Annotated in this window: 19 protein-coding genes and 1 pseudogene; 16 read left to right on the forward strand and 4 right to left on the reverse strand. The window is 69.1% G+C overall.

Annotated elements, in window-relative coordinates; all coding sequences use genetic code 11:
• Positions 1 to 18 precede the first annotated feature (18 nt).
• The 4 genes and pseudogenes from ACMYLB_RS09420 (at position 19) to ACMYLB_RS09435 (ending at position 3606) form a co-directional block, all read left to right on the forward strand.
• Positions 19 to 357, forward strand: a complete 339-nt coding sequence (locus ACMYLB_RS09420; RefSeq protein ID WP_415910671.1) for a c-type cytochrome — start codon at positions 19 to 21, stop codon at positions 355 to 357.
• A gap of 92 nt (positions 358 to 449) precedes the next feature.
• Positions 450 to 1949, forward strand: a complete 1500-nt coding sequence (locus tag ACMYLB_RS09425; RefSeq protein WP_415910672.1) for a NapC/NirT family cytochrome c — start codon at positions 450 to 452, stop codon at positions 1947 to 1949.
• A gap of 230 nt (positions 1950 to 2179) precedes the next feature.
• Positions 2180 to 2535 (forward strand): annotated as a pseudogene (locus ACMYLB_RS09430) (hypothetical protein); the annotation flags it as partial.
• A gap of 75 nt (positions 2536 to 2610) precedes the next feature.
• Positions 2611 to 3606, forward strand: coding sequence for an FAD-dependent oxidoreductase (locus tag ACMYLB_RS09435; protein ID WP_415911056.1), 996 nt, complete (start codon positions 2611 to 2613; stop codon positions 3604 to 3606).
• Between the two features lie 81 nt (positions 3607 to 3687).
• Here ACMYLB_RS09435 and ACMYLB_RS09440 read toward each other — a convergent pair whose 3' ends face one another.
• The gene (locus tag ACMYLB_RS09440; protein WP_415910673.1) at positions 3688 to 4524 is read right to left on the reverse strand and encodes a hypothetical protein; all 837 of its coding nucleotides are present in this window, start codon (positions 4522 to 4524) and stop codon (positions 3688 to 3690) included.
• Between the two features lie 348 nt (positions 4525 to 4872).
• On the opposite strand from ACMYLB_RS09440, the gene ACMYLB_RS09445 reads away from it, so the two are divergent.
• Both ACMYLB_RS09445 and ACMYLB_RS09450 read left to right on the forward strand, forming a co-directional pair.
• A complete protein-coding gene (locus tag ACMYLB_RS09445) occupies positions 4873 to 6243 on the forward strand; it encodes a sigma-54-dependent transcriptional regulator (protein WP_415911057.1) in 1371 nt (456 codons plus the stop codon).
• Positions 6244 to 6256: 13 nt separating this feature from the next.
• Entirely contained in the window at positions 6257 to 6661 is a 405-nt protein-coding gene (locus tag ACMYLB_RS09450; RefSeq protein WP_415910674.1) for a hypothetical protein, read from the forward strand.
• Positions 6662 to 6986: 325 nt separating this feature from the next.
• Here the strand turns inward: ACMYLB_RS09450 and ACMYLB_RS09455 are convergent, their stop codons facing one another.
• Both ACMYLB_RS09455 and ACMYLB_RS09460 read right to left on the reverse strand, forming a co-directional pair.
• Positions 6987 to 7343: a hypothetical protein gene (locus ACMYLB_RS09455; RefSeq protein ID WP_415910675.1), complete on the reverse strand. Its 357-nt coding sequence runs from the start codon at positions 7341 to 7343 to the stop codon at positions 6987 to 6989.
• Positions 7344 to 7439: 96 nt separating this feature from the next.
• Entirely contained in the window at positions 7440 to 7601 is a 162-nt protein-coding gene (locus ACMYLB_RS09460; protein ID WP_415910676.1) for a hypothetical protein, read from the reverse strand.
• A gap of 32 nt (positions 7602 to 7633) precedes the next feature.
• Here ACMYLB_RS09460 and ACMYLB_RS09465 point away from each other — a divergent pair, with 32 nt between their 5' ends.
• The 8 genes from ACMYLB_RS09465 to ACMYLB_RS09500 all read left to right on the forward strand — a co-directional run bounded on the left by ACMYLB_RS09465 (position 7634) and on the right by ACMYLB_RS09500 (position 17865).
• Positions 7634 to 8026, forward strand: a complete 393-nt coding sequence (locus tag ACMYLB_RS09465) for a hypothetical protein (RefSeq protein WP_415910677.1) — start codon at positions 7634 to 7636, stop codon at positions 8024 to 8026.
• A gap of 60 nt (positions 8027 to 8086) precedes the next feature.
• Complete coding sequence (locus ACMYLB_RS09470; RefSeq protein WP_415910678.1) at positions 8087 to 9262, forward strand: hypothetical protein; 1176 nt, start codon at positions 8087 to 8089, stop codon at positions 9260 to 9262.
• A 17-nt stretch (positions 9263 to 9279) separates the two neighbouring features.
• Positions 9280 to 11433 carry a GumC family protein gene (locus tag ACMYLB_RS09475; RefSeq protein ID WP_415910679.1) on the forward strand — a complete coding sequence of 718 codons (2154 nt, stop codon included), beginning with the start codon at positions 9280 to 9282 and terminating at the stop codon, positions 11431 to 11433.
• A gap of 44 nt (positions 11434 to 11477) precedes the next feature.
• Positions 11478 to 12320 carry a PstS family phosphate ABC transporter substrate-binding protein gene (locus ACMYLB_RS09480; protein WP_415910680.1) on the forward strand — a complete coding sequence of 281 codons (843 nt, stop codon included), beginning with the start codon at positions 11478 to 11480 and terminating at the stop codon, positions 12318 to 12320.
• A gap of 69 nt (positions 12321 to 12389) precedes the next feature.
• Complete coding sequence (locus ACMYLB_RS09485; protein WP_415910681.1) at positions 12390 to 15188, forward strand: valine--tRNA ligase; 2799 nt, start codon at positions 12390 to 12392, stop codon at positions 15186 to 15188.
• A gap of 160 nt (positions 15189 to 15348) precedes the next feature.
• Complete coding sequence (locus ACMYLB_RS09490; protein ID WP_415911058.1) at positions 15349 to 15720, forward strand: RidA family protein; 372 nt, start codon at positions 15349 to 15351, stop codon at positions 15718 to 15720.
• Between the two features lie 91 nt (positions 15721 to 15811).
• Positions 15812 to 16846: a GDP-mannose 4,6-dehydratase gene (gene gmd / locus ACMYLB_RS09495; RefSeq protein WP_415910682.1), complete on the forward strand. Its 1035-nt coding sequence runs from the start codon at positions 15812 to 15814 to the stop codon at positions 16844 to 16846.
• An 80-nt stretch (positions 16847 to 16926) separates the two neighbouring features.
• Positions 16927 to 17865 (forward strand): GDP-L-fucose synthase family protein, encoded by a 939-nt coding sequence (locus ACMYLB_RS09500; protein WP_415910683.1) that lies wholly within the window; start codon positions 16927 to 16929, stop codon positions 17863 to 17865.
• 13 nt (positions 17866 to 17878) lie between these two features.
• Here ACMYLB_RS09500 and ACMYLB_RS09505 read toward each other — a convergent pair whose 3' ends face one another.
• On the reverse strand, positions 17879 to 18439 hold the full coding sequence (locus ACMYLB_RS09505) for a hypothetical protein (RefSeq protein ID WP_415910684.1): 561 nt from the start codon (positions 18437 to 18439) through the stop codon (positions 17879 to 17881).
• Between the two features lie 167 nt (positions 18440 to 18606).
• On the opposite strand from ACMYLB_RS09505, the gene ACMYLB_RS09510 reads away from it, so the two are divergent.
• Together ACMYLB_RS09510 and prfB are read left to right on the forward strand one after the other, a co-directional pair.
• Positions 18607 to 20655: a hypothetical protein gene (locus ACMYLB_RS09510; RefSeq protein ID WP_415910685.1), complete on the forward strand. Its 2049-nt coding sequence runs from the start codon at positions 18607 to 18609 to the stop codon at positions 20653 to 20655.
• A gap of 24 nt (positions 20656 to 20679) precedes the next feature.
• Positions 20680 to 21826, forward strand: a protein-coding gene (gene prfB, locus ACMYLB_RS09515; protein ID WP_415910686.1) for a peptide chain release factor 2 whose coding sequence is annotated in 2 segments (ribosomal slippage) — positions 20680 to 20751 and positions 20753 to 21826 — 1146 coding nt in all. Because the reading frame shifts where the segments join, the coding sequence is not laid out codon by codon here.
• The last annotated feature ends 50 nt before the right edge of the window (positions 21827 to 21876 follow it).

Consider the following 21876-nt stretch of genomic DNA (forward strand, 5'->3'; position numbering starts at 1 on the left):
CGCCAAATAGTCTTATCCATGAATACCACGTCAAAGATCGCTGTCGCCAGCCTCGTGCTGGCCCTCGCGGCCGGCGCCTCCTACGGCGCCCCCGCTTCCGAAAACTGGGAAAACTCCTGCGCCTCCTGCCACGGCGCGGACGGCAAGGGCCAGACCAAGCAAGGCAAGAAACTCAAGATCCGTGACTACACGGACGCGAAGATTCAGGCCGAGCTCAAGGACGAGGAAATGGTCAAGGCCATCCTCGACGGCGTCAAAGGCGAGAACGGCAAGGAGCGCATGAAGGGCTTCAAGGAAGAGCTGTCCGAGGCGGACGCCAAGGACCTCGTCGCCTTCATCCGCAAGTTCAAGGCCTGACGCCGCCCTGACGCGGCACTCTCGAGAGCCGGCGGCCGATTAACCCGACCGCCGGCTCTTTTCTTCCTCACCCCTCGCGACCACCCACGACCATGTCCTCCGAGCCCCCCTCCACCTCCTCGGCGCCGCTCAAGCCGCGCTCGAACTACAACAACTGGATCAGCGCCATCGGCGCGGTCATCGCGGTCGGCGCCCTTTTCTCCTTCGCGCTCCTGACCTGGATGGACCTCACGGGCTCGAACAAGAACCCGTATCTCGGCATCTTCACCTATCTCGTCGCCCCCGGCTTCCTCATCGCCGGCCTCGCGATGATCCTCTTCGGCGGCTGGGCCCAGCGCCGCTGGCTCGAGAAGCACGGCGAGACCATGCCCGACAAGTGGCGCCTGAACTTCCACGACCCCGCCCAGCGCCGCCGCCTCGTCCTCTTCGGCGCCGCCGGCGTCGGCTTCCTCCTCCTTTCCGCCTTCGGCAGCTACCAGACCTACCACTACGCCGAGTCCACCCAGTTCTGCGGCCAGGTCTGCCACCAGGCGATGAACCCCGAGTTCCAGACCTACCAGCGCGGGGCGCACGCGCGCGTCGACTGCGTCCAATGCCACGTCGGCTCCGGCGCCGCCGCCTTCATCAAGGCCAAGCTCAACGGCACCCGCCAGCTCTACGGCTACATCCTCGACAACTACAACCGCCCGATCGACACGCCGGTGCACAACCTCCGCCCGGCGCGCGAGACCTGCGAAAAGTGCCACTGGCCGGAGAAATTCCACGGCAACATCGACATGTCGTTCGACCACTACCTGTCGGACAAGAAGAACACCGCCGTCTCGATCCGCATGCTGATGCACGTGAACTCCGGCCGGCCGGGCAGCCCGCTCGCCGGCATCCACTGGCACGTCTCACCGGACAGCACCGTCGAATACTACGCCGCCGACGCCGACCGCCAGGACATCGTCTGGATGCGCGTCACGAACAAGAAGGACGGCAGCGCCCGCATCTACCGCAACGAGGAGTTCAAGGGCGAGCCGCCCGCCGGCGCCATCCGCGAGATGGATTGCATCGACTGCCACAACCGCCCCGCGCACGTCTTCCCCACCGCCAACGAGGCCGTCGAGCGCGCCATGGCCCTCGGCGAGATCCCGACCAAGTTCCCCAACGTCAAGCGCGTCGCCGTCCAGGCCATGCTCCAGAAGGACATCAAGAACGACGTCGAGGCCCCGACCAAGATCGCCGACTTCCTCCGCAACAAGTTCAAGGACGACGCCGATCTTCCGGCACTCATCGCCGGCGTGCAGAAGACCTTCGCCGCGACCATCTACGTCGACCGCAAGGCCGACTGGCGGGTCTACCCGAACAACATCGGCCACAAGGACTGGCCCGGTTGCTTCCGCTGCCACGACGACAAGCACAAGACCGCCAGCGGCGAGTCCGTGAAGGCCAGCGACTGCACCTCGTGCCACTCGATCATCGCCCAGGGCAAGACCGCCGAGCTGGCCACGATTTCCCCCACCGGCCTCGAGTTCAAGCACCCCGGCGGCGAATACGACGAGGAGCTCAAGTGCGCCGACTGCCACAACGGCGGCATCCAGGGCAAGTAACCGTCCCTTTCCCCGAGCAGACCCCTTTGCTCTTAGTTACCCTCGGTTCATAGGTCAGTGACGCCGGCGCGGATCGCAAGATCCGCGCCGGTTGTCCATTCGGACCTCCGACCGACACAGCGCGAGCCCGCAGTTTGCGCTACACGCAAGCGCTGCGCAGCGTTCCGCAACAGGCGGCGGGTCAACGTGCCGATGAATCGGCATCCTCTCGTCGGTCGGATCCCCCACGAATGCCGCCCCAACTCCAACCGCACACCGCGAAATATGCCTGGTCCACCATCGGCCGCGCCTCGCCGCCGAAGCGGACCGCGGAGGAGCGCGTGGCCGATTTTCACGAGATCTACCGCGAGTTCGACGAGGCCACCGTGCGCGCCCAGGCCGCGCGCTGCATCCAGTGCCCCACGCCCGGCTGCGTCCAGGCCTGCCCCTCAACAACCGCATCCCCGAGTGGCTGGCCCTCACGGCCGCGGGCGACTTCCTCGGCGCCGCCGCGCTCTCGCGCAGCACGAGCAACATGCCCGAGATCTGCTCGCGCGTGTGCCCGCAGGAAAAACTGTGCGAGGGCTCCTGCATCCTTACCTCCAAGACCGACGCCGTCGCCATCGGCGCCGTCGAGCGCTTCATCAACGAATACGCCTTCCGCCACGGCGCCTTCGAACTGGTGCAGGCTCCCGCCAACGGCCGGCGCGTCGCGGTCGCGGGCTCCGGCCCCGGCGGCCTGGCCTGCGCCGACGAGCTGGCGAAGCTCGGTTACGGCGTCACCGTCTTCGAATCGCAGCTCATCCCCGGCGGCCTGCTGGTGAACGGCATCCCGGCCTTCAAGCTCGAGAAACACGTCGTCGAGCGCCGCGTCGACCTGCTGGTCCGGCGCGGCGTCGAGTTCCGGCTGGGCGTGCGGATCGGCTGGGACGTGCCGCTGGAGGCGCTGCGCGGGAAGTTCGACGCGGTCTTCCTCGGCGTCGGCGCGCAGCAGCCGAAGCCGCTTGACATCCCCGGCGCCAATCTCCGCGGCGTCGTGGACGCGCTGCCGTTCCTGATCCAGAAGAACGTCGACTCGCCCCTCGTCGAGGGCGAGCCGATCCACGTGGCTGGCAAGCGTGTGGTCGTGCTCGGCGGCGGCGACACCGCGATGGACTGCCTGCGCACCGCGCTCCGCAGCGGCGCGGCCGAGGTCACCTGCGTCTACCGCCGCGACCTCGCCAACATGCCCGGCAGCCGCAAGGAATACTACAACGCGGTCGAGGAGGGCGCGCGTTTCCTGTTCCTCACCAACCCGACCGAGATCGCGGGCAACGGCAACGGCGACGTCGTCGAGGTGCGCTGCACGCGCATGGAGCTCGGCGCGCCCGACGCCTCCGGCCGGCGCAAGCCGCGCGCGGTGCCCAATTCGGATTTCGCCATCGCGGCCGACCTCGTCCTCGTCGCCTACGGCTTCGATCCCGTCCCGTGGCCCGAGGGCAGCGCGCTGGCGCAGATCGAGGTCGACGATTGGGACGGGCTCAAGGTCGACGCCAACCAGATGACGAGCGTCGCGGGCGTGTTCGCCGGCGGCGACTCCGTGCGCGGGCCCAGCCTCGTGGTGCACGCCGTGCGCGACGGCCGCCGGGCCGCCGCGGGCATCCATCGCTGGATCGGCGCGCAGGCGTCGAGCGCCTGAACGGCGCGGGCTTGTCGGCGAAGCTCGCCGCCCATCCTCGCTCCAGCCGGGAGCGAGACCACAACCACTCGCGGCCTCCGTCTACTTTGCCGGCTCGGGATAATCGCGCCGGTCCTGGTCGCGCGGCTCGCGTTGCGGACGCGGCTCGGGCGCCGGGCGCGGTTCGGAGTGACTCGGCGGCGACGGCGTGATCGGTGGCGGAGCCGACGGACGCGGCGTCGTATCGTGGCCGCGGTCGTGATTGTCCGGGCGGTTGGCGGGCGGGCGATTGTGCCAGTCGGGCCGGCCGTCGTGGTTGCGATCGGGATTGCTCGGCCGGGGCGTGGGCGGGCGGGCGTCGTGGTCGCGGTCGTGCGGTCGCGCCGGCTTGTGGGTTGCGGGCGGTGGTGACGCCGGCGGCGTCGATGGCGGCGGCGTGTAGCCCGGCGGGTAGTGCGGTCGCGGCTCGTTGCGCGGCAGGTAGCGGTAGTAGCCGGGCGCGGGATACGGACTGTAGTAATAGCCCTGGTCGAACCACGGGTCGTAGACCGGCCAGTAGTCGCCACCGCGCACGCGGTCGTAGTCCGGCGGGGCGGAGTAATACGCTCCGGTTCCGCCGGGATTGAAGATCGTCACCTTGAAACCGCCGCTCTCGGAGATCGCCACGCGGATGATGCGGTCGGCCGCCGCGGTGTCCGGCACGAGCACGTCCTCCGGCGCGAGCAGGCCGCGCTCGGTGAGGTAGCGCACGACCTCGTCGCGCTTGGCCGCGAGCTGGTCGGTGCTGAGCTTGCCGTCCTCCGAGACGAGCAGCAGCGCGGTGTTGATCCGGATGGGCGCGCGGGTCGTGACGCGCGGCGGCGGGGGCGTCGAGCACCCGGCGAGGGCCAGCAGGCCGCCCGCGAGCAGCGCGAGAGGAAGGGCGCGCAGGAAACGCATGGCAGCACTCTCCGTGTTTTCGACGGATTCGCAAACCCCGGCTGGCGGAAAGATTCGCCGCCCCCGGGAACCTGACCCGCCCCGCGGGGTCAGCCGCGCGCGTGGTGCCGATGCCGCGCCTTGCCCGCGGCGAGCCAGACGAGCGCGGTGGCTTTTTCGGGCAGGCGACGGTCACCTGGTCCGCTGGGCGAAGGGCGCGGCTTGCGTGACGTAGGTGTCGATGCGCGGATCGGACGCCGGGGCTGGTCGACGCGTGGCCGAGTCCTTGACCGAATGGCCAGCGCCGAGGTGTGCCATCGCGTCTCATTTCCGTTGACCGCGCCGAAGGCGGACGGCTTCATCGCGGCCATGGTGCCGAGTGTTTTGATCGTCGACGACGAGAAGCACACCCGCGAGGGGCTGCAACAGGCGTTGCAGGAGAACTACGACGTGTCGGTCGCCGCGAGCGCCGACGAGGGCTTCAACCTGATGGACGCGCAGGAGTTCGACGTGATCGTCACCGACCTGCGCATGCCCGGCAAAAGCGGCCTGAAGGTGATCGACAAGGCCCTGACGCTGGCGAACAAGCCCGCGGTGATCATGATGACCGCCTACGGCAGCATCGACTCGGCGGTGGAGGCGATGAAGCGCGGCGCGGTGGATTTTCTGACCAAGCCGGTCAACATCGAGCGGCTCGAGATCCTGATCCAGCGGGCGCTCAAGACGCGCACGCTCGAGGTCGAGGTGAAGCAGCTGCACGAGCGGCTCGACGAGAAGTTCTCGATGGAGGGCATCGTCGGCCACTCGGAGAGGCTCAAGCAGGTCATCGACCGGGTGAAGCTCGTGGCGCCGTCGCGCGCCACCATCCTCATCGAGGGCGAGACCGGCACGGGCAAGGAGCTGATCGCGCAGGCGATCCACCAGGCCAGCCCGCGCGCCCGCGCGCCGTTCGTGCCGGTGCACTGCGCCGCGCTGCCGGCGGCGCTGCTGGAGAGCGAGCTGTTCGGCCACGAGAAGGGAGCCTTCACCGGCGCGACGGAGCGGCGCATCGGGCGCTTCGAAGCGGCGGACGGCGGCACGGTCTTCCTCGACGAGATCGGCGAGATCGGGCCCGAGATCCAGGTGAAGCTCCTGCGCTTCCTGGAGACGAAGAGCTTCGAGCGCATCGGCAGCACGAAGACCATGACCGTCGACGTCCGGCTCGTGGCCGCGACCAACCGCAACCTCGAGCAGATGGTCAAGGACGGGAAATTCCGCGAGGACCTCTATTTCCGCCTCAACGTCGTGCGCATCACCACGCCGGCGCTGCGCGAGCGCGCGGACGACATCCCCGTGCTGCTCGAGCACTTCGTGAAGCTCTACGCCAAGGAGAACGGCTACGACCCGATCACGATCGAGCCCGGGGCGATGCAGCACCTCCAGCGCTACCCGTGGCCGGGCAACATCCGCGAGCTGCGCAATTTCGCCGAGAACATCGTCGTCCTCCAGCGCGGCGGCACGCTGAGCGAGTTCGAGCTGGAGCCGAAATACCGCGGCGATCCCACCATGCCGCCCGCGCTCGCGGCCAGCCCGCCGGCGAACCCGCTTTCGGTCGAGGAGAACGAGAAACGCCTCCTGCGCGAGGCGCTGATCAAGGCCCGCGGCAACCGCACCAAGGCCGCCGAGCTGATGGGCATCAGCCGCCGCACCCTGCACCGCAAGATCGCGCAGTGGCCGGAGCTCGACGTCGTCGATCGCTGAGCGCGCCCCGCGCATGAGATCGACGCAGGAGTTCATCCACTGGCTGGAGCAGGGCGCGGGCAAGCGCGGCCTCGTCGCCGCCGCGCTCGTCGTGGGCGCGCTGCTGCTCACGTCCGTGTTCTCGTGGAAGCAGTTCCACGGCCCGCCGAACGAGTGGACGCTGCAGCAGGTCGAGCTCGGCCGGCAGCTCGCGCAGGGGCAGGGCTTCACCACCCGCGTGAACTACCCCCAGACCTACGCGGTGATGAAGGCGCGCGGCATGCCGTTGAGCGAGACGCAGCTCTACCCGGAGCTGCACCACGCGCCCTCTATCCGCTGGTGCTCGCGGCGGTGTTCAAGCTCGCCCCGGCGTCGATCTGGACGCACGTGCCGTCGCCGCCCAACGGCTGGGCGCCGGACTACCTCGTGCTGGCGGTGAACCTCGCGCTGTTCTGGCTCGCGGCCGGGCTGGTGTGGCGGCTGGCGCACCGGCTGTTCGACGCGCGGGTCGCCTGGCTCGCCGCGCTCGGCACCGTGGTGTCGGTGACGCTGTGGCAGCAGACCGTCGTGGTCAGCGGGCTGCCCTTGCTGGTGGTGCTGGTGCTCGCGGCCTTCCTCGTGCTGGCGGCGGGGGAGGAGGCCTGGGCCGAGTATCCGGCGTTCGATCGCGCGCTGGCGCTGCGCGTCGGCGCGCTCGGCGCGCTCGGCGGGCTGCTGTTCCTGACCGAATACTCGGCCGGCCTCGTCGCGCTCGTGTTCGCCGGCTACCTCGCGTGGCGCGTGCGCGGCGCGGCGCGCTGGCCGGCGCTCGGCGTGTTCGCCGGCGTGTTTCTCCTGCTCGTCACACCGTGGCTGGCGCGCAACCTGGCGGTCGTCGGCCACCCGCTCGGGCTGGCCTGGCAGAACCTCGCGCTGAAGGCGGACGACATCACCGCCTTGCCGGCCACGGCGCGCAACACGGCGACGGACGAGGCGATCGGGCTCGACGTGAAGAAGCTCGGCAACAAGGGCCTCACCGGCATGGAGCGCAACCTGAAGGAGCGCATCTGGTCCGGCGGCGGACTGCTCTTCACGGCGTTCTTCGTCGCCGGGCTGGCGTATTCGTTCCGCCACGGTCCCACCAACCGCGTGCGCGGATGCTTCGCGGTGACGCTGCTCGTGCTGCTCGCCGCCCAGCCCTTCTTCAGCTCGGGCGAGAGCCCGCGGCTGCCCGCTTATTACCTCGCGCCGCCGCTGATCGTGTTCGGCGCGGGCTTCTTCGCGGTGCTGGTGTCGAGCCAGTCGGCGCTGGCGCTGCACTGGCGCTGGGTCGCGGGCGGGCTGCTCGTGCTGCAGGCGCTCCCCTGGTCCGCGACTGCCTCGAGCCGCGCAAGGTCCACTTTATTATCCGCCGTATTTCCCCAATCTCTTCATGGAGCTGCAGCGCGACACCGCGGCGCGCTTCCAGCGCGGCGTCGCCATCGCCGCCGACGTGCCTGCGGGCACGGCCTGGTATGGCCAGCAGCGGGTCTGGTCGAAGCCGGAGCGCTTGCGCGACTTCTACGAGATCACAGTCCAGCAGCCGATCGGCGCGCTGCTGCTCACGCCGGTGACGCTCGACCGGCCGTTCTTCACCGAGCTCGCTGCGCGACGGGAGGACGCGATCCGCACGCTGTCCGACACCGGCGGGTGGGGCGCCGTCTACGCCGGCCTCGTCACCCGGCGCATGCCGGCCAATTTTCCGCTGAACGGCACGCCGCAGCGCCTGACCGAGAATATGGTGCTGCTCGTCGACCCGGGGGCCTTTCGGCCCAGGGGAAATTGATTTGCGTCTGGATTTGTGAGCGGGCTTGCTCAGCGAACCGGAAAACTTCCCGCGCTGACCATGAACCTTCCGTCCCGTCTCGCTGCCCTCGCGGCGCTTTTCCCCGCTTTCGCGTTCGCGGTCTACGCGCCGATCCCCGAGCAGGACCAGGGCAAGGCGCTGTCGTTCCGCCTCGGCGCCTCCGTGTCGCACGACTCGAACATCTTCGGCGCGTCCACCGGCGAGGTCGGCAGCATGGTCTATTCGGTCACGCCCTCCCTCAGCTACAACGGCTCGCTGGACGACCAGACGTTCGTGTCTTTCGGATATGACCTCAGCCTGGATCACTTCGTGGACCGGCCCGGCAAGAAGAACCTGACCAGCCACACGCTCAACGCCCGCATCGCGCATGCGTTCAGCGACACGACCAACATCGACGTCAGCGACAGCTACCAGATTTCCAAGAACCCGCAGTCGCTGCTCGCCGGCCTGCCGCTGAACACCGACCAGTCGTTCAAGATGAATCAGTTCAACGCCCGCTTCGCGACCGCGCTGAACGCCAAGACCGGCCTGGTGCTGAAGTATCGCAACATGGACTTCGCCTACGATCTCGCCGCGCTCGGCGCGCAGCTCGACCGCATGGAGCAGCTGGCGGGCCTCGAGCTGTCGTTCGCGCTCCTGCCCGAGACCAAGCTCGTAGGCGAATACCGCTACCAGGACGTCGCCTACCGCCAGGGCTCGGCGAACAAGGACAAGCGCTCGCACTTCTTCCTCGCCGGCGCCGACTACACGCCCAACCAGAAGACGACCTTCACCGCCCGCGCCGGCTTCGAGGACCGCACGCGCGAGGGCGAGCGCGACACCACCGCGCCCTACGCGGAGCTGAGCACGCGCTACGCCTACGGTGAGAACTCCTTCCTCGCCGCCGGCTACGTCTACACGCTCGAGGAACCCTCCGACGTGCTGCGCTTCACCGACACGAAGGTGAACCGCTTCTTCGTCAACGTGCAGCACCGGCTCTCCGCGCTCGTCACCGCGTCCGGCTCCGTCACCTGGGAGCCGTCGCAGCTCCAGGGCCGCACCGGCGTGGCGGACGTCGACGAAACCACCTCCCGCGTGGGCCTGGCGCTGTCCTGGCTCCCGACGAAAAACTGGGTCATCAGCGCGACGGCCGATGCCGATCACGTGAACTCCGACGACCCGAGCCGCGCGCAGGACCGCACGCGCTACGGCGTCTCGGCGCGTTTCTCCTTCTGAGGCCCCGCGCCGCCGCAATGGCCCCGTCCTCCGGTCACGGTTCCGCGACGCTCACCGATTTTGTCGGACTGCTGCGGCTGCGCCTGGCGCTCGTGCTGCTGGTGTTCGGCCTCGTGCTCATCACCACCGCCGGCGTGACCGCGCTGCTGCCCAAGTGGTATCTCGCGACCGCGAAGATCCGCGTCGAGAAGCCCGAGAGCGAGGTGAAGCTCTTCCAGAACCAGAACTCGTCCTACTACGACCCGTATTTCATCCAGGACCAGTTCGAGATCCTCCAGTCGGAGAAGATCCTCTACCGCGTCATCGAGAACCTGAAGCTGAACGACGCCCTCGGCCGCGCGCTCAACGACGGCCAGCCCTGGCCCTCGGCCATCACCTACCAATACCTCACCCGGAAGATGTTCACGCCCGAGTCGCGCCGTGCGACCTCGCTGATCGAGCTGAACGTCCAGGCGCGCGACCCGCAGCTCGCCGCCGCCATCGCCAACGAGATCGCCCGGGTCTACTCCGCCGACCGCGTGGACCTCGCCACCTCCGAGCAGCGTGAGGGCCTGGCCAAGCTCCGCGGCGAACTCGAGAAGCAGGAACAGGTCGTCGTCGCCCAGCGCGACCACGTCGAGAAGCTCCGCAAGGACCTCGACATCTCCGGCGTCGACCTCAACCAGCGTTATTCCGACATGGAGATCGAGCGCCTGCGCCAGATGCAGAACTCGCTCATCGCGCTCCGCGTCGACGCCATCGGGCGCAAGACCCGCTGGGAGCGCTTCCGCACCATCGCCGTCGCGGACCGCCGCAACCTCGTCAACTCCGAGCTCATCTCCGACCCGAACATCCAGAACCTCCTCCAGGCCTACCTCGTCGCCGACCAGAATCTCACCCGCCTCAAGGGCCGCCTCGGCGAGGCCCACCCCGACCTCATCTCCGCCGTCGACGCCCGCGCCAAGATCCAGGAGCAGCTCGACCGCCAGCTCGCCGGCTACGAGACCTCGCTCGAGATGGCGTTCAAGGAATCCGAGGCGCGCGTGATCGAGCTCGAGCGCCAGCTCGCGCAGGCCAAGGTCGACCAGATTCTCTCCGCCCGCGAGCGCATGCGCCCCTTCGAGGAGGCCGCCTCGAAACTCGAGGACGAGCAGCGCCTGCTCACGACGCTCAAGCTCACCCTCCGCCAGCGCGAGATCGATTTCCAGGTGCCGAAGAAGACGATCGAGATCCTCAACGTCGCCGAGGCCCCGCGCTACCCGTCCAAGCCGAACTGGAGCCTGAACCTGCTCTTCGCCGCCGTGTTCGGCCTCATCCTCGGCGTCGGCGCCGCGGTCCTGGTCGAGTTCTTCGACACCAGCTTCCGCAATGTCGCCGACGTCGAGTCGAAGCTCAGCCTGCCCGTGCTCGGCGTGATTCCGTTCCAGCGCACGCCCGAGCAGCGCTTCGAGCCCGGTTCGCCCGAGGGCGAGCCGTTTCGCGTGCTCCAGACCAACCTCAACCTCGCGCTCCGCGCCGGCCAGCCCGTCGCGCTCAGCATCTTTTCCGCCGGTCCGGGCGAGGGCAAATCCACCACGCTCCGCCAGCTCGCGCTCAGCATGGCCGCCGCGGGCGAGAAGGTCCTGCTCATCGACTCCGACGTCCGCCGCCCGACGCAGCACCGCCTCGCCGCCGTCGACCGCGCCCCCGGCCTCACCGACGTGCTGCTCAATCGCGGCACGTGGGCCGATTGCGTGAAGCGCGACGCGTCCGGCCTCGATCTGCTCACCGCCGGCACGCCGGGCAGCGTGACGCTCAGCCTGCTTTACGCGAACAAGCTCCGCGAGCTGGTGGCCGAGTTCAAGGGACGCTACGACAAGATCCTCTTCGACTCGCCGCCCATCATCGGCGTGAGCGACGCCTCCGTCCTCGCCAGCATCACCGACGGCACCGTCCTGCTGATCCAGCACCGCCGCAACCCCGCCAGCATGGTCCAGCGCGCGAAGCAGATCGTCGACAGCGTCAAGGCGCCGATCATCGGCGTGGTGCTGAACCAGGTCCCGACCGGCACGGGCGAGGACTACGGCTACTACACGGCGAACTACTCCTATTACTCGCACGAAGGCGGCGGGAAGAAGACCCGCGAGGCTGGCGGCCGCGCGGTCGACCAGATCGAGCTTTCCGAACCGGACGACCGGATGAAGCGCACCTGACGATGTTCCACCCGCGGGTCTTCGGGCCGCTTTTCGCGAGCTGTATGCTCGTGGCGGCCGGGCACGCGGCGGACATCCGCCTCGCCGGCACCGATCTCCTCGGGCCCGCGCTGGTGCAAGCGCTCGGGAAATTCGGCCAGGAAAACGACACGGGGATCGCGCTCGCGCTGGAGGGCACGAGGCCGGCCCTGGAGCGGCTGCGCGCCGGCGACGCGGACGTCGCCCTCTTCGTCCTGCCGCCCGACGAGGCGCCGCCCGGCGATCCGTTCGTCACCCGCGTCGTCGCCTGCCAGCCGGTCGTGCTCGTGGTGCCGGAGAAGCTGCCGCTGAGCCAGCTCACCGCCGCGCAGGTCCGCGGCATCTTTGCCGCCACGGGCGCGGAGAGTCTCTCGTTGTGGGGCCAGCTCGGCCTGACCGGCGAGTGGGGCGCGCGCGCCATCGCCGTGCAGGCCGTGGAGCCGGCGGCGGCGCTGACCCTCCCGCTGTTCCGCCGCCTGGCGCTGCCCGGGGCGGAGCTGAAACCCCACGTCCGCCTGGCGCCGCTTGCGCAGGTGCTCGAGTGGGCGCGCACCTCCGACAACGGCATCGGCCTCGTGCCGGTGCTGCCCGCGCCCGGAAGCGGGTTGCGCGCGCTCGCCCTGGCGCCGAGCGCGCGCGAGCCGGCGCACCGGCCCACGCGCGAGAACCTCCACGACGGCAGCTACCCGCTGCGTCTGCCGCTCTACGTCGGCTTCCGCCGCGAGGCGGCCCCGCGGCTGCTGCCGTTGCTGCGCTTCCTGCTGGGCGACGAGGGCGCGGACGCGCTGGATGCGGCCCACTTTCCCGCCCTGCCGGCCGAGGCCCGCAGCCGGCTCGCGCTCGAGCTGGAAGCGCTGGCCCGGCCGTAGCCTGCGGGACCGGAACAGGGCTTGTCAGGGCCGGGGAGGGGGCTTTCACTGGCCGGCTCAATTTCTCCCATGGCCTCGATCACCAAGAGCTACGAACCGCGCGACGTCGAAAAGAAGTGGTATGCCGCCTGGCAGGCCGCCGATGCCTTCGCCGGCCGCGTCACGCCGGGCAAGGAGCCCTACACGATCGTCATCCCGCCGCCGAACGTCACCGGCGTGCTCACGATGGGCCACGTGCTCAACAACACGATCCAGGACATCCTCATCCGCCGCGCCCGCCTCGAGGGCAAGGAGGCCATGTGGCTCCCCGGCACCGACCACGCCGGCATCGCCACGCAGACCGTCGTCGAGCGCGAGCTGCGCAAGCAGAAGCAGCACCGCCGCGACCTCGGCCGCGAGAAGTTCCTCGAGAAGGTCTGGGCCTGGCGCGAGGAGAAGGGCGGCATCATCCTCCAGCAGCTGCAGGCGCTCGGCGCCTCCTGCGACTGGAGCCGCACGCAGTTCACGATGGACCCGCACTACTCGCAGGCGGTGCTCAGCGTGTTCGTCGACCTCTACCGCAAGGGCCACATCTACCGCGGCAAGCGCATGGTGAACTGGTGCCCGGTCTCGCTCACCGCGCTCTCCGACGAGGAGGTGATCATGAAGCCGACCAAGGGCTTCATCTACACCGTCCGCTACGAGCTCGTCGACCTGCCCGGCCAGTTCATGACCGTGAAGACCACCCGCCCCGAGACCATCGGCGGCGACGTGGCCATCGCCGTGCACCCCGACGACCTGCGCTACACCGCGTGGATCGGCAAGAAGGTCCGCCGCCCGCTCGGGCCGCCGGCCGAGATCCCGATCATCGCCGACAGCGCCGTGGACAAGGAATTCGGCTCCGGCGCGCTCAAGATCACGCCCGCGCACGACAAGGTCGACTTCGAGATCGGCCAGCGCCACAAGCTGCCGGCGATCGACACGCTCAATCCGGACGGCGTGCTCAACGAGCTCGCCGGCCCGGAGCTCGCGGGCCTGGAGCGCTTCGCCGGCCGCAAGAAGGCCGCCGAACTCCTCAAGGAGCGCGGCGCCCTCGTGAAGGAGGAGCCCTACGAGAACAACGTCGGCTTCTCCGAACGCGCCGACGTCCCGATCGAGCCGCGCCTCACCTGGCAGTGGTGGCTCAGGTATCCGCGCGTCGAGGAGGCCAAGGCCGCCGTGCGCGACGGCCACATCAAGTTCCACCCCGAGCGCTGGTCGAAGGTCTACCTCCACTGGCTCGAGAACATCCAGGACTGGTGCATCAGCCGCCAGCTCTGGTGGGGCCACCGCATCCCGGTCTGGTATCGCAAGGGCCTCGACAAGGAGAAGCTCACCGAGGCCGATCTCGCCGACGCCACCAAGGTCCACGTCTCCCTCGCCGGCCCCGCCGATCCGGAGAACTGGGTGCAGGAGGACGACGTGCTCGACACCTGGGCCTCCTCCTGGCTCTGGCCCTTCGCCACCCTCGGCTGGCCCGACGTCGCGAAGATGCAGGAGCGCGGTTACGACTATTTCTATCCGACCAGCACGCTCGTCACCGGCCCGGACATCATCTTCTTCTGGGTCGCGCGCATGATCATGGCGGGACTGGAATACACTGGCAGCTCAGAGCTCAGAGCTAAGAGTCTAGAGCAGGGCAGCCAGCCTTCTCGCTCTCAGCTTTCGGAGTCCGAGCTGAAAGCGAGGATTCCGTTCCGCGACGTCTACTTCACCGGCATCATCCGCGACCAGCAGGGCCGCAAGATGTCGAAGTCGCTCGGCAATTCGCCCGATCCGCTCGACCTCATCGCCAACTATGGCGCGGACGGCCTGCGCTTCGGCATCATCTCCATCGCGCCGCAGGGGCAGGACATCCGCTTCCAGGAGGACCGCATCGAAGGCGGCAAGAACTTCTGCAACAAGCTCTGGAACGCCTGCCGCTTCCGCCAGATGAGCGGCGAGAGCGCCGACAACTCCTCGCTCGCCGCCGTCCTCGCGCGCCTCGAGGCGGCGAAGTTCGACGCCGACGACCACGCCATCCTCGAGCGCCTGCTCGCCACCACGCGCGCGGTCGAGGCGGCGTTTGCGGCCTTCGAGTTCAGCAGCGCCGTCCAGACGCTCTACGGATTTTTCTGGAATGACTTCTGCGACTGGTATGTCGAGGTCTCGAAGGCGAAGCTGCAGGACGCGACCACCAAGGCCAACTGCCTCGCGATCCAGGATCTCGTGCTGCGCCAGACGCTGCTGCTGCTGCATCCGTTCACGCCCTTCATCACCGAGGAACTCTGGCACCTGCTCGGCTACGGCGCCGACCATGCGTTCCTCATGCGCGACGTGCGCATCGAGACCGGTGCAGCGCTCGAAGCCGAGCTCGTGGCCCGCGGCGTGCGCGTCGATGCCGCCGCGGCGGCCGAAGTCGGCCGCTTGAAGGAAGTCACCTCGCAGCTCCGCGCCTTCAAGGCCGAGAACGGCGAGGCGGCGAAGAAGGATTCCGAGTTCGTCGTGGAGGCGGCCGACGCGCAGTGGGCCGTGCTCGACGCCAACATGGCGAAGCTGAAGCGCATGCTCGGCGCCGCCAGCGTCGCGCGCGGCAAGCTCTCGCCCAACGCGCCCGCCAGCGTCACGCCCTACGGCACGTGGAACCTGATCCGCAAGGTCGGCGCCGGCGATGCCGCCGCCGAGAAGGCCCGCCTGACCAAGGAGCTTGAAACCCTCGCGAAGCACATCGCCGGCACCGAGGCCCGCCTCGGCAACGAGGCCTTCGTCTCCAAGGCGCCGCCCGCCGTGCTCGAGGGCGCGCGCAAGCAGCTCGCCGACCTCAAGGCCAAGCAGGCCGAGGTCCAGCGCCTGCTCGCCGCGCTGGGCTGAGGCCGCGCGCCGCTCCCGGGCTTGCCGCGCGCCTCGCGCCCGGCAGGCTCGCGGCATGAGCCTCCTTACCCCGCGAATCCTCCGTGGCGGCGCGCTCGCGCTGTGCCTGCTGTCCACCCGCCTGGCCGCCGCCGACGCGCCGGGACCGCGCTATCACGCGATGCCGCCCACCGGCGGCGCCCCGCTGCCGTTCTCCGAGGCCGTGCAGCTGGGCGAGACGCTCTACGTGTCCGGCCAGATCGGCAATGCGCCGGGCACGTTCACCCTCGTGCCCGGCGGCATCGACGCGGAGGCGCGGCAGGTGATGGAAAACCTCAAGGCCATCCTCGAGCGCCACGGCAGTTCGCTCGACCGGGTGATGAAGTGCACGGTCTTCCTCGCCGACATCAGGGACTGGCCGGCCTTCAACGCCGTCTACCGCACCTATTTCAAGACCAACCTGCCCGCGCGCAGCGCCCTCGCCGCCAGCGGACTGGCGTTGGGAGCCAAGGTCGAGGTCGAGTGCATCGCCTGGGTGCCGCCGGCGTCCTGACCCGGCGCGGTCCCGACCGTCACCACGCGGCGGGGCCCCAAGCGATAATCGGCTGGCAAAGGCCCGGCCCGCCCGCCTCAATCGATTGTTCATGAAGAAGGCTCTCATCACCGGCATCACCGGCCAGGACGGCTCCTACCTCGCGGAGCTCCTGCTCGACAAAGGCTACGAGGTTCACGGGATCATCCGCCGCGCCTCGACTTTCAACACGAGCCGGATCGATCACCTTTACCGCGACCCGCACATCAACGGGGTGAAGCTGTTCCTGCACTACGGCGACCTCGCCGATTCCGTGCAGATGGTGAAGCTGCTCTACGACCTGCAGCCCGATGAGATCTACAACCTCGGCGCCCAGTCGCACGTGCGCGTGTCCTTCGACATCCCGGAATACACCGGCGACGTCGTCGGCCTCGGCGCCCAGCGCATCCTCGAGGCCATCCGCGAGGCGGGCCTGGTGAAGAAATGCCGCTACTACCAGGCTTCCTCCTCGGAGATGTTCGGCAAGGTCCAGGAAGTCCCGCAGGTGGAGACGACGCCGTTCTGGCCGCGCTCGCCCTACGGGTGCGCCAAGATGTATGCGCACTGGCTGACGGTGAACTACCGCGAGAGCTACAATCTCCACGCTTCGTCCGGCATCCTCTTCAACCACGAGAGCCCGCGCCGCGGCGAGACCTTCGTCACGCGCAAGATCACCCGCGCTGCCACGCGCATCAAGCTCGGCCTCCAGGACTCGCTCTACATGGGCAACCTCGACGCCAAGCGCGACTGGGGCTACGCCAAGGAATACGTCGAGATGATGTGGGTCATGCTCCAGCAGGAGAAGCCCGACGACTACGTCGTGGCCACGAACGAAACCCACACGGTGAAGGAGTTCATCGAGGAAACCTTCGGCCTGCTCGGCCTCGACTGGCAGAAATACGTCAAATACGACGCCCGTTACGAGCGCCCGGCCGAGGTCGACCTGCTCATCGGCAATCCCGCCAAGGCCAAGAAGCAGCTCGGCTGGGAGCCGAAGGTGCGCTTCAAGGAACTCGTCAAGATCATGACCGAGGCCGACCTCGAGCTCGCCAAGCGCGAGGCGCAGATCGCCAGCCTCCCGCAGCCTTCGAAAGCGCCCTTCGCCTGATCCCTTGCCCGCCCGTGGCACCGGGTGATCGGCGCGATTTGCGTCTGCGTCGCCGTGGTGTTTCCTGAGGCGCTTCCGAAATGAAAATCTTCATCGCAGGTCACCAAGGCATGGTCGGAGCCGCGCTCGTGCGGCGTTTCCAGGGCGAGCCCGGCGTCGCGCTCGCGCTCCGCTCGCGACGCGAGGGGCTCGACCTCACGAGCCAGGCCGCCGTGAACGCGTTCTACGCCGCCGAGAAACCCGACGTCGCGATCATCGCTGCCGCCAAGGTCGGTGGCATCCACGCCAACAACACCTACCCGGCCGAGTTCCTCTACGACAACCTCGCCATCGCCGCCAACTGCATCCACGGCGCCTACGCCGCCGGGGTGAAGCGCGTCCTCTTCCTCGGCAGCTCGTGCATCTATCCCAAGCACGCCCCGCAGCCGATGCCCGAGGACTGCCTCCTCACCGGTCCGCTCGAGCCGACCAACGAGGCCTACGCCATCGCCAAGATCGCCGGCCTCAAGCTCGCGCAATACTACCGCAAGCAATACGGCGTCCTCTACCACTCGGCGATGCCGACGAATCTCTACGGCCCCGCGGACAACTACCACCTGCAGAACTCGCACGTGCTGCCCGCGCTGATCCGGAAATTCCACGAGGCCAAGGAGGGCGGCCGCCCGGAGGTCGTCGCCTGGGGCACCGGTTCGCCGAAGCGCGAGTTTCTCCACGTCGACGACCTGGCCGATGCCTGCGCCTTCCTCCTGCGCCAGGACAACCCGCCCGACTGGGTCAACGTCGGCACCGGCACGGACGTCACGATCAAGGAGCTCACCGAGCTCGTCGCCGAGGTGACGGGCTTCCGCGGCCGCATCGTCTGGGACAGCTCCAAGCCCGACGGCACGCCCCGCAAGCTCATGGATGTCTCGCGTTTGACCGCGCTCGGCTGGAAGGCCCGCATCGGCCTCCGCGAGGGCGTGGCGAAAGCCTACGCGTCCTTCCTGGCCGAAAAAGCGGCGGGCACGCTCCGCGCCTGAGCCGGGGCGACGCTTAAGTCGCCCGGCGATCGTGTCGATGAGGAGGGGCCACCCCCGGCCCTCTATGTCCGATCCGCCTCCCGGAGCGGCCGATACCGCTCTGACCTCCGCCGGCTCCCTCAGCCCGGCCGACGCGCCGTTGCCCGAACGCCACGGCGGCGGAAGCGCGTTGGTCGCCGGCCGGCGCTGGCGCAATTTCCAGGTGCAGAAGGCGCACGCCGGCGGCTTCATCGCCACCGACATCACCTCGATGGAGGACGTGTTCCTGCACGCCCGCCCGGTGGACGATACCACCCCGATGCGACGCGAGACCTGGGAGCGGCTGCACCAGCTCGCGATTGAGGGCCTGGTGGCGGCGCTCGAGGCGCACGAGGAGAACGGCTGGCGCTACGAGGTCAGCGCCCTGCCTGCCGGCGTGCCCCTGCGCGAATGGATGGCGGCCCACCAGAAAGGGCTGCCCGAGATCGAAGCGGTCGTCCGCCAGCTCTCCGCCCAGCTCGAGGCGCTGCACGAGAACGGCATCGTGCACCTGCGGGTGCAACCGACCTCCCTCTTCATCGAGGACGACGGACATGGCGTGCACGTGCGGCTCGGCGGGCTCGAGGCCGCGACTCTGCACACGCAGACCGACCTGGTGCCGATCGCGGTGAATCCCCTTTACGCGCCCCCGAGGCCGCGGGCCTCTTCAAGCACAAGCCCGGCGTCGAGCTCTGCGCGTGGGATTGGTGGGGCCTTGGCCGCGTGGCGCAGGAGATCGCGCACGGCGGCCACGTCTACGGCCTGTTGTTCGAGCGCGATGTCACCGGTGAACCGCCCGAGCTGCGCGCCCGCACGGAGGCCGCGCTGCTCGAGCGCGATCCCTCGGGAGTTCGGGCCGGCGCCGTGGAGCTGTTGCCCGACAGCGTCAGTCCGCGCCTGCGCAGCCTGCTGCGCGGCCTGCTCGCCAGCTCGCGCGACGGCCGCTGGCACGGGCACCAGGTGCAGCATTGGGTGCAGGGGGAGCACGTGCCCGACCGCTACGACCTGCCGCGCGACGCGCGGCTTTTCTGGTGGGGACGCCGCGCGTTCACGGTGCCGGAGGCGGCCGAGTTTTTCCTCCAGCCCGACTATGCCTTCGATGGGCAGCGGCAGTTCTTCCCGACGCGGGCGGACGAGCCGACCATGCGCGGGTTTCTCGCCGAGATTCCCGCCCTCCGGGCCGAGCACGAGCGGGTGGAACAGATCCTGGGATACGTGGAGTCCTTCGCCTGGCAGACGCTGCCGCTGAACGCCCGGCGGGCCGCGATTGCCACCGTCGCCTGGCGGGCGCTCGCCCCGGCCGGCTACGCCGCGGCGCCCGCGGTCCAACGCTGGCGGCTCGACGCCGCGGGCCTGCAGGAGATGTTTTCCGATGCGCCGCCGGCGGAGGCGCTGGCCTTCGCCCGCGTGCTCAGCACCGGCCCGTATCGCCGGGCGGTCGAGGCGCTCGATGCCGCCGCGGGCCGTGTGCTCGCGCTGCTCGCCGGGGCGGGCATGGAGGCGCTGCAGGACGCCGCCGCCCGCGGCTGGATCGCGGCCACCGACGACCAGGCGCAGGCGCGGCTGCTTTGGTTCGCGTTCGAGCCCGACAAGGACCTCGCCGCCCGGCGCGACCGCCTCCGCGGCGCCTACGCGACGGCGGCGGACCCGGCGCTGGCGGAACTGCTCGCGAAGGACAAACCCTCGCGCCCGGAACTGATGCTGCTGGCCTTCGCCGGCGAGCACGCGCGTGAGTTTGGTTTCGTCACGCACGCGGAGTGGAATGCGCGCCGTGCGACCGAACTGACGCGACGGGCGGACCAGCTTCGGGCGGCGATCTTCTGGCAGCGCACCGCCCGCGTCCTCGCGGCGGCGCCCGGGTTGTTGGGCCGCTGGCCGGCTTTTCTCGCCGTCTGGGCGGCGCCCATCGTCCTCGCGGCGGCGGCGCGTGCCTGGCTCTGGGCCGGCGCCCTGGCCGCCCTCGCGCTCGGCCTGCGCTGGATCGCCCGCGCGGGACTCAACGGCCTCCTGGCCGACCACGCGCGCGAGGTGCCGCCATGGACGTGGCGCGATGGCCCGGCGCGCGCCACCCGCGCGGCCCGCGAGAGCCGCGAGGCGCTGGAGCCCGCGCAGCGGGCGAATCCCGTCGCGGCGTTCGCCGCGGTCTGCGATGAGATCCGCGCCCTCAACCTGAAGACCGCGCCGGTGCCGGCGCCGCCCTCCCGCCTCACGGGCTTCTGGCTGGCGTCGCTCGTGGCCAACGCCGTGCCCGTGGCCTTCTGCGTGCTGCCGTGGCTCGGCGTCGATTTCGCGCCGCGCCCGCCGGCGCCGGTGCTGGTGCGGCACGCGCCGGTGCGTTCGCCCGAGGACATGACCGCGCCGAAGGACGGGGCGCTCTATGAGATTTTCGACGACGGCTTCGGCCGGCGGCGTCGCGGGCCGTTGCGCGCCTGGGATGTCGCGCCCGAGGCGCCGCAGGCGGTGTCCGTGCTGCGCGTCAATCCGGCCTCGGCCGCGCAGCGCGCCTACGCGCGCGTCGGCGCCGAGCTCCTGCTCGAACCCTATCCGCGCAAGGATCTCAAGGTGACGATCGCGGTGCCCGTGCCGGCGCAGGGCGAGTGGGCGGTGGTGCTTTACGACACCGACGACCGCGAGTTGGCGGACCGGCGGACGTTTTTCCTGCGCGAGGCCCCGGCGGAGAAGCGGTGGTATTGGCTCGGCAACCGCCGCGTCGTCTACCTCGGCCCGCCCCCGCGCCTGCCGGAGCTGCAAAAAACCCTTGCGCCGCCCTGAGCTCTTTGGGCTCATGGGAGCAACATGATCGCTCCCGAAACCTTTTCGCACCTCGAGAACATCAAGAAGCGCGCCGGCTACTTGTGGAGGTTTCTTTGACGTCGAACAAAAGCAGCGCGAAATAGAGGCGATGGAGGCGCAGATGGGCGCCCCGGATTTCTGGAACAACAGTGACAAGGCCCAGAAGCACATCGCCAAGGTCAACGGCCTGAAGAAGACCATCGGCGGGCTCGTCGCCTTCAATAAGAAGCTCGATGACGCCGCCGTCATGGTCGAGCTGATCGAATCGGCCGACGCCGCCGAGCAGGAGGCCTACGCGAAGGAACTCGACGCGAACGTCTCCGCCATGGTCGAGGAACTCGACAAGCTCGAGATCGCATCCTTCCTCACCGGCCAGTTCGACCGCAACAACGCCATCTTCTCGATCCAGTCCGGCGCGGGCGGCACGGAGTCGAATGACTGGTGCGACATGCTTTTCCGCATGTATCTGCGCTGGGCGGAACGCCGCGGCTTCGAGGTCGAGGTGCAGGACGTGCAGATGGGCGACCAGGCCGGCATCACCAAGGCGACGCTCCTCATCAAGGGCGAGAACGCCTACGGCTACGCCAAGGCCGAGCGCGGCGTGCACCGCCTCGTGCGCATCAGCCCCTTCGATGCGAACAAGCGCCGCCACACGTCGTTCTGCGCCGTCGACGTCGTTGCGGAAGTCACCGACGAGATCGAGATCGAGATTCCCGACAGCGAAATCCGCGTCGACGTCTACCGCTCCTCCGGCAAGGGCGGCCAGGGCGTCAACACGACCGACTCCGCCGTGCGCATCACGCACATCCCGACCGGCATGGTTGTGGTCTGCCAAAACGAACGTTCGCAGATCAAGAACCGCGCCAGCGCCATGAACGTCCTCAAGGCCCGCCTCTACGAGAAGCGCCAGGACGAGCAGCGCAGCGAGATGGAGAAATTCTACGGCGAGAAGGGCGAGATCGGGTGGGGCAGCCAGATCCGCAGCTACGTGCTGCAGCCCTACCAGATGGTGAAGGACCTCCGCACCGGCGTCTCCACCAGCGACACGCAGGGGGTGCTCGACGGCGATCTCGACCGCTTCGTCTACGCCTGGCTGCGCGCGGGCTGCCCGCGCCACCGCAACAAGGACATCCAGATGGACGACGAGTAAACGGAGGACCGAGGCCAGAGGACGGAGGACTGGAGACCGAGAGCCGAAAA

Origin of the sequence: Oleiharenicola sp. Vm1, assembly GCF_047777955.1 — a bacterium.
Classification (GTDB): Bacteria; Verrucomicrobiota; Verrucomicrobiia; order Opitutales; family Opitutaceae; genus Didemnitutus.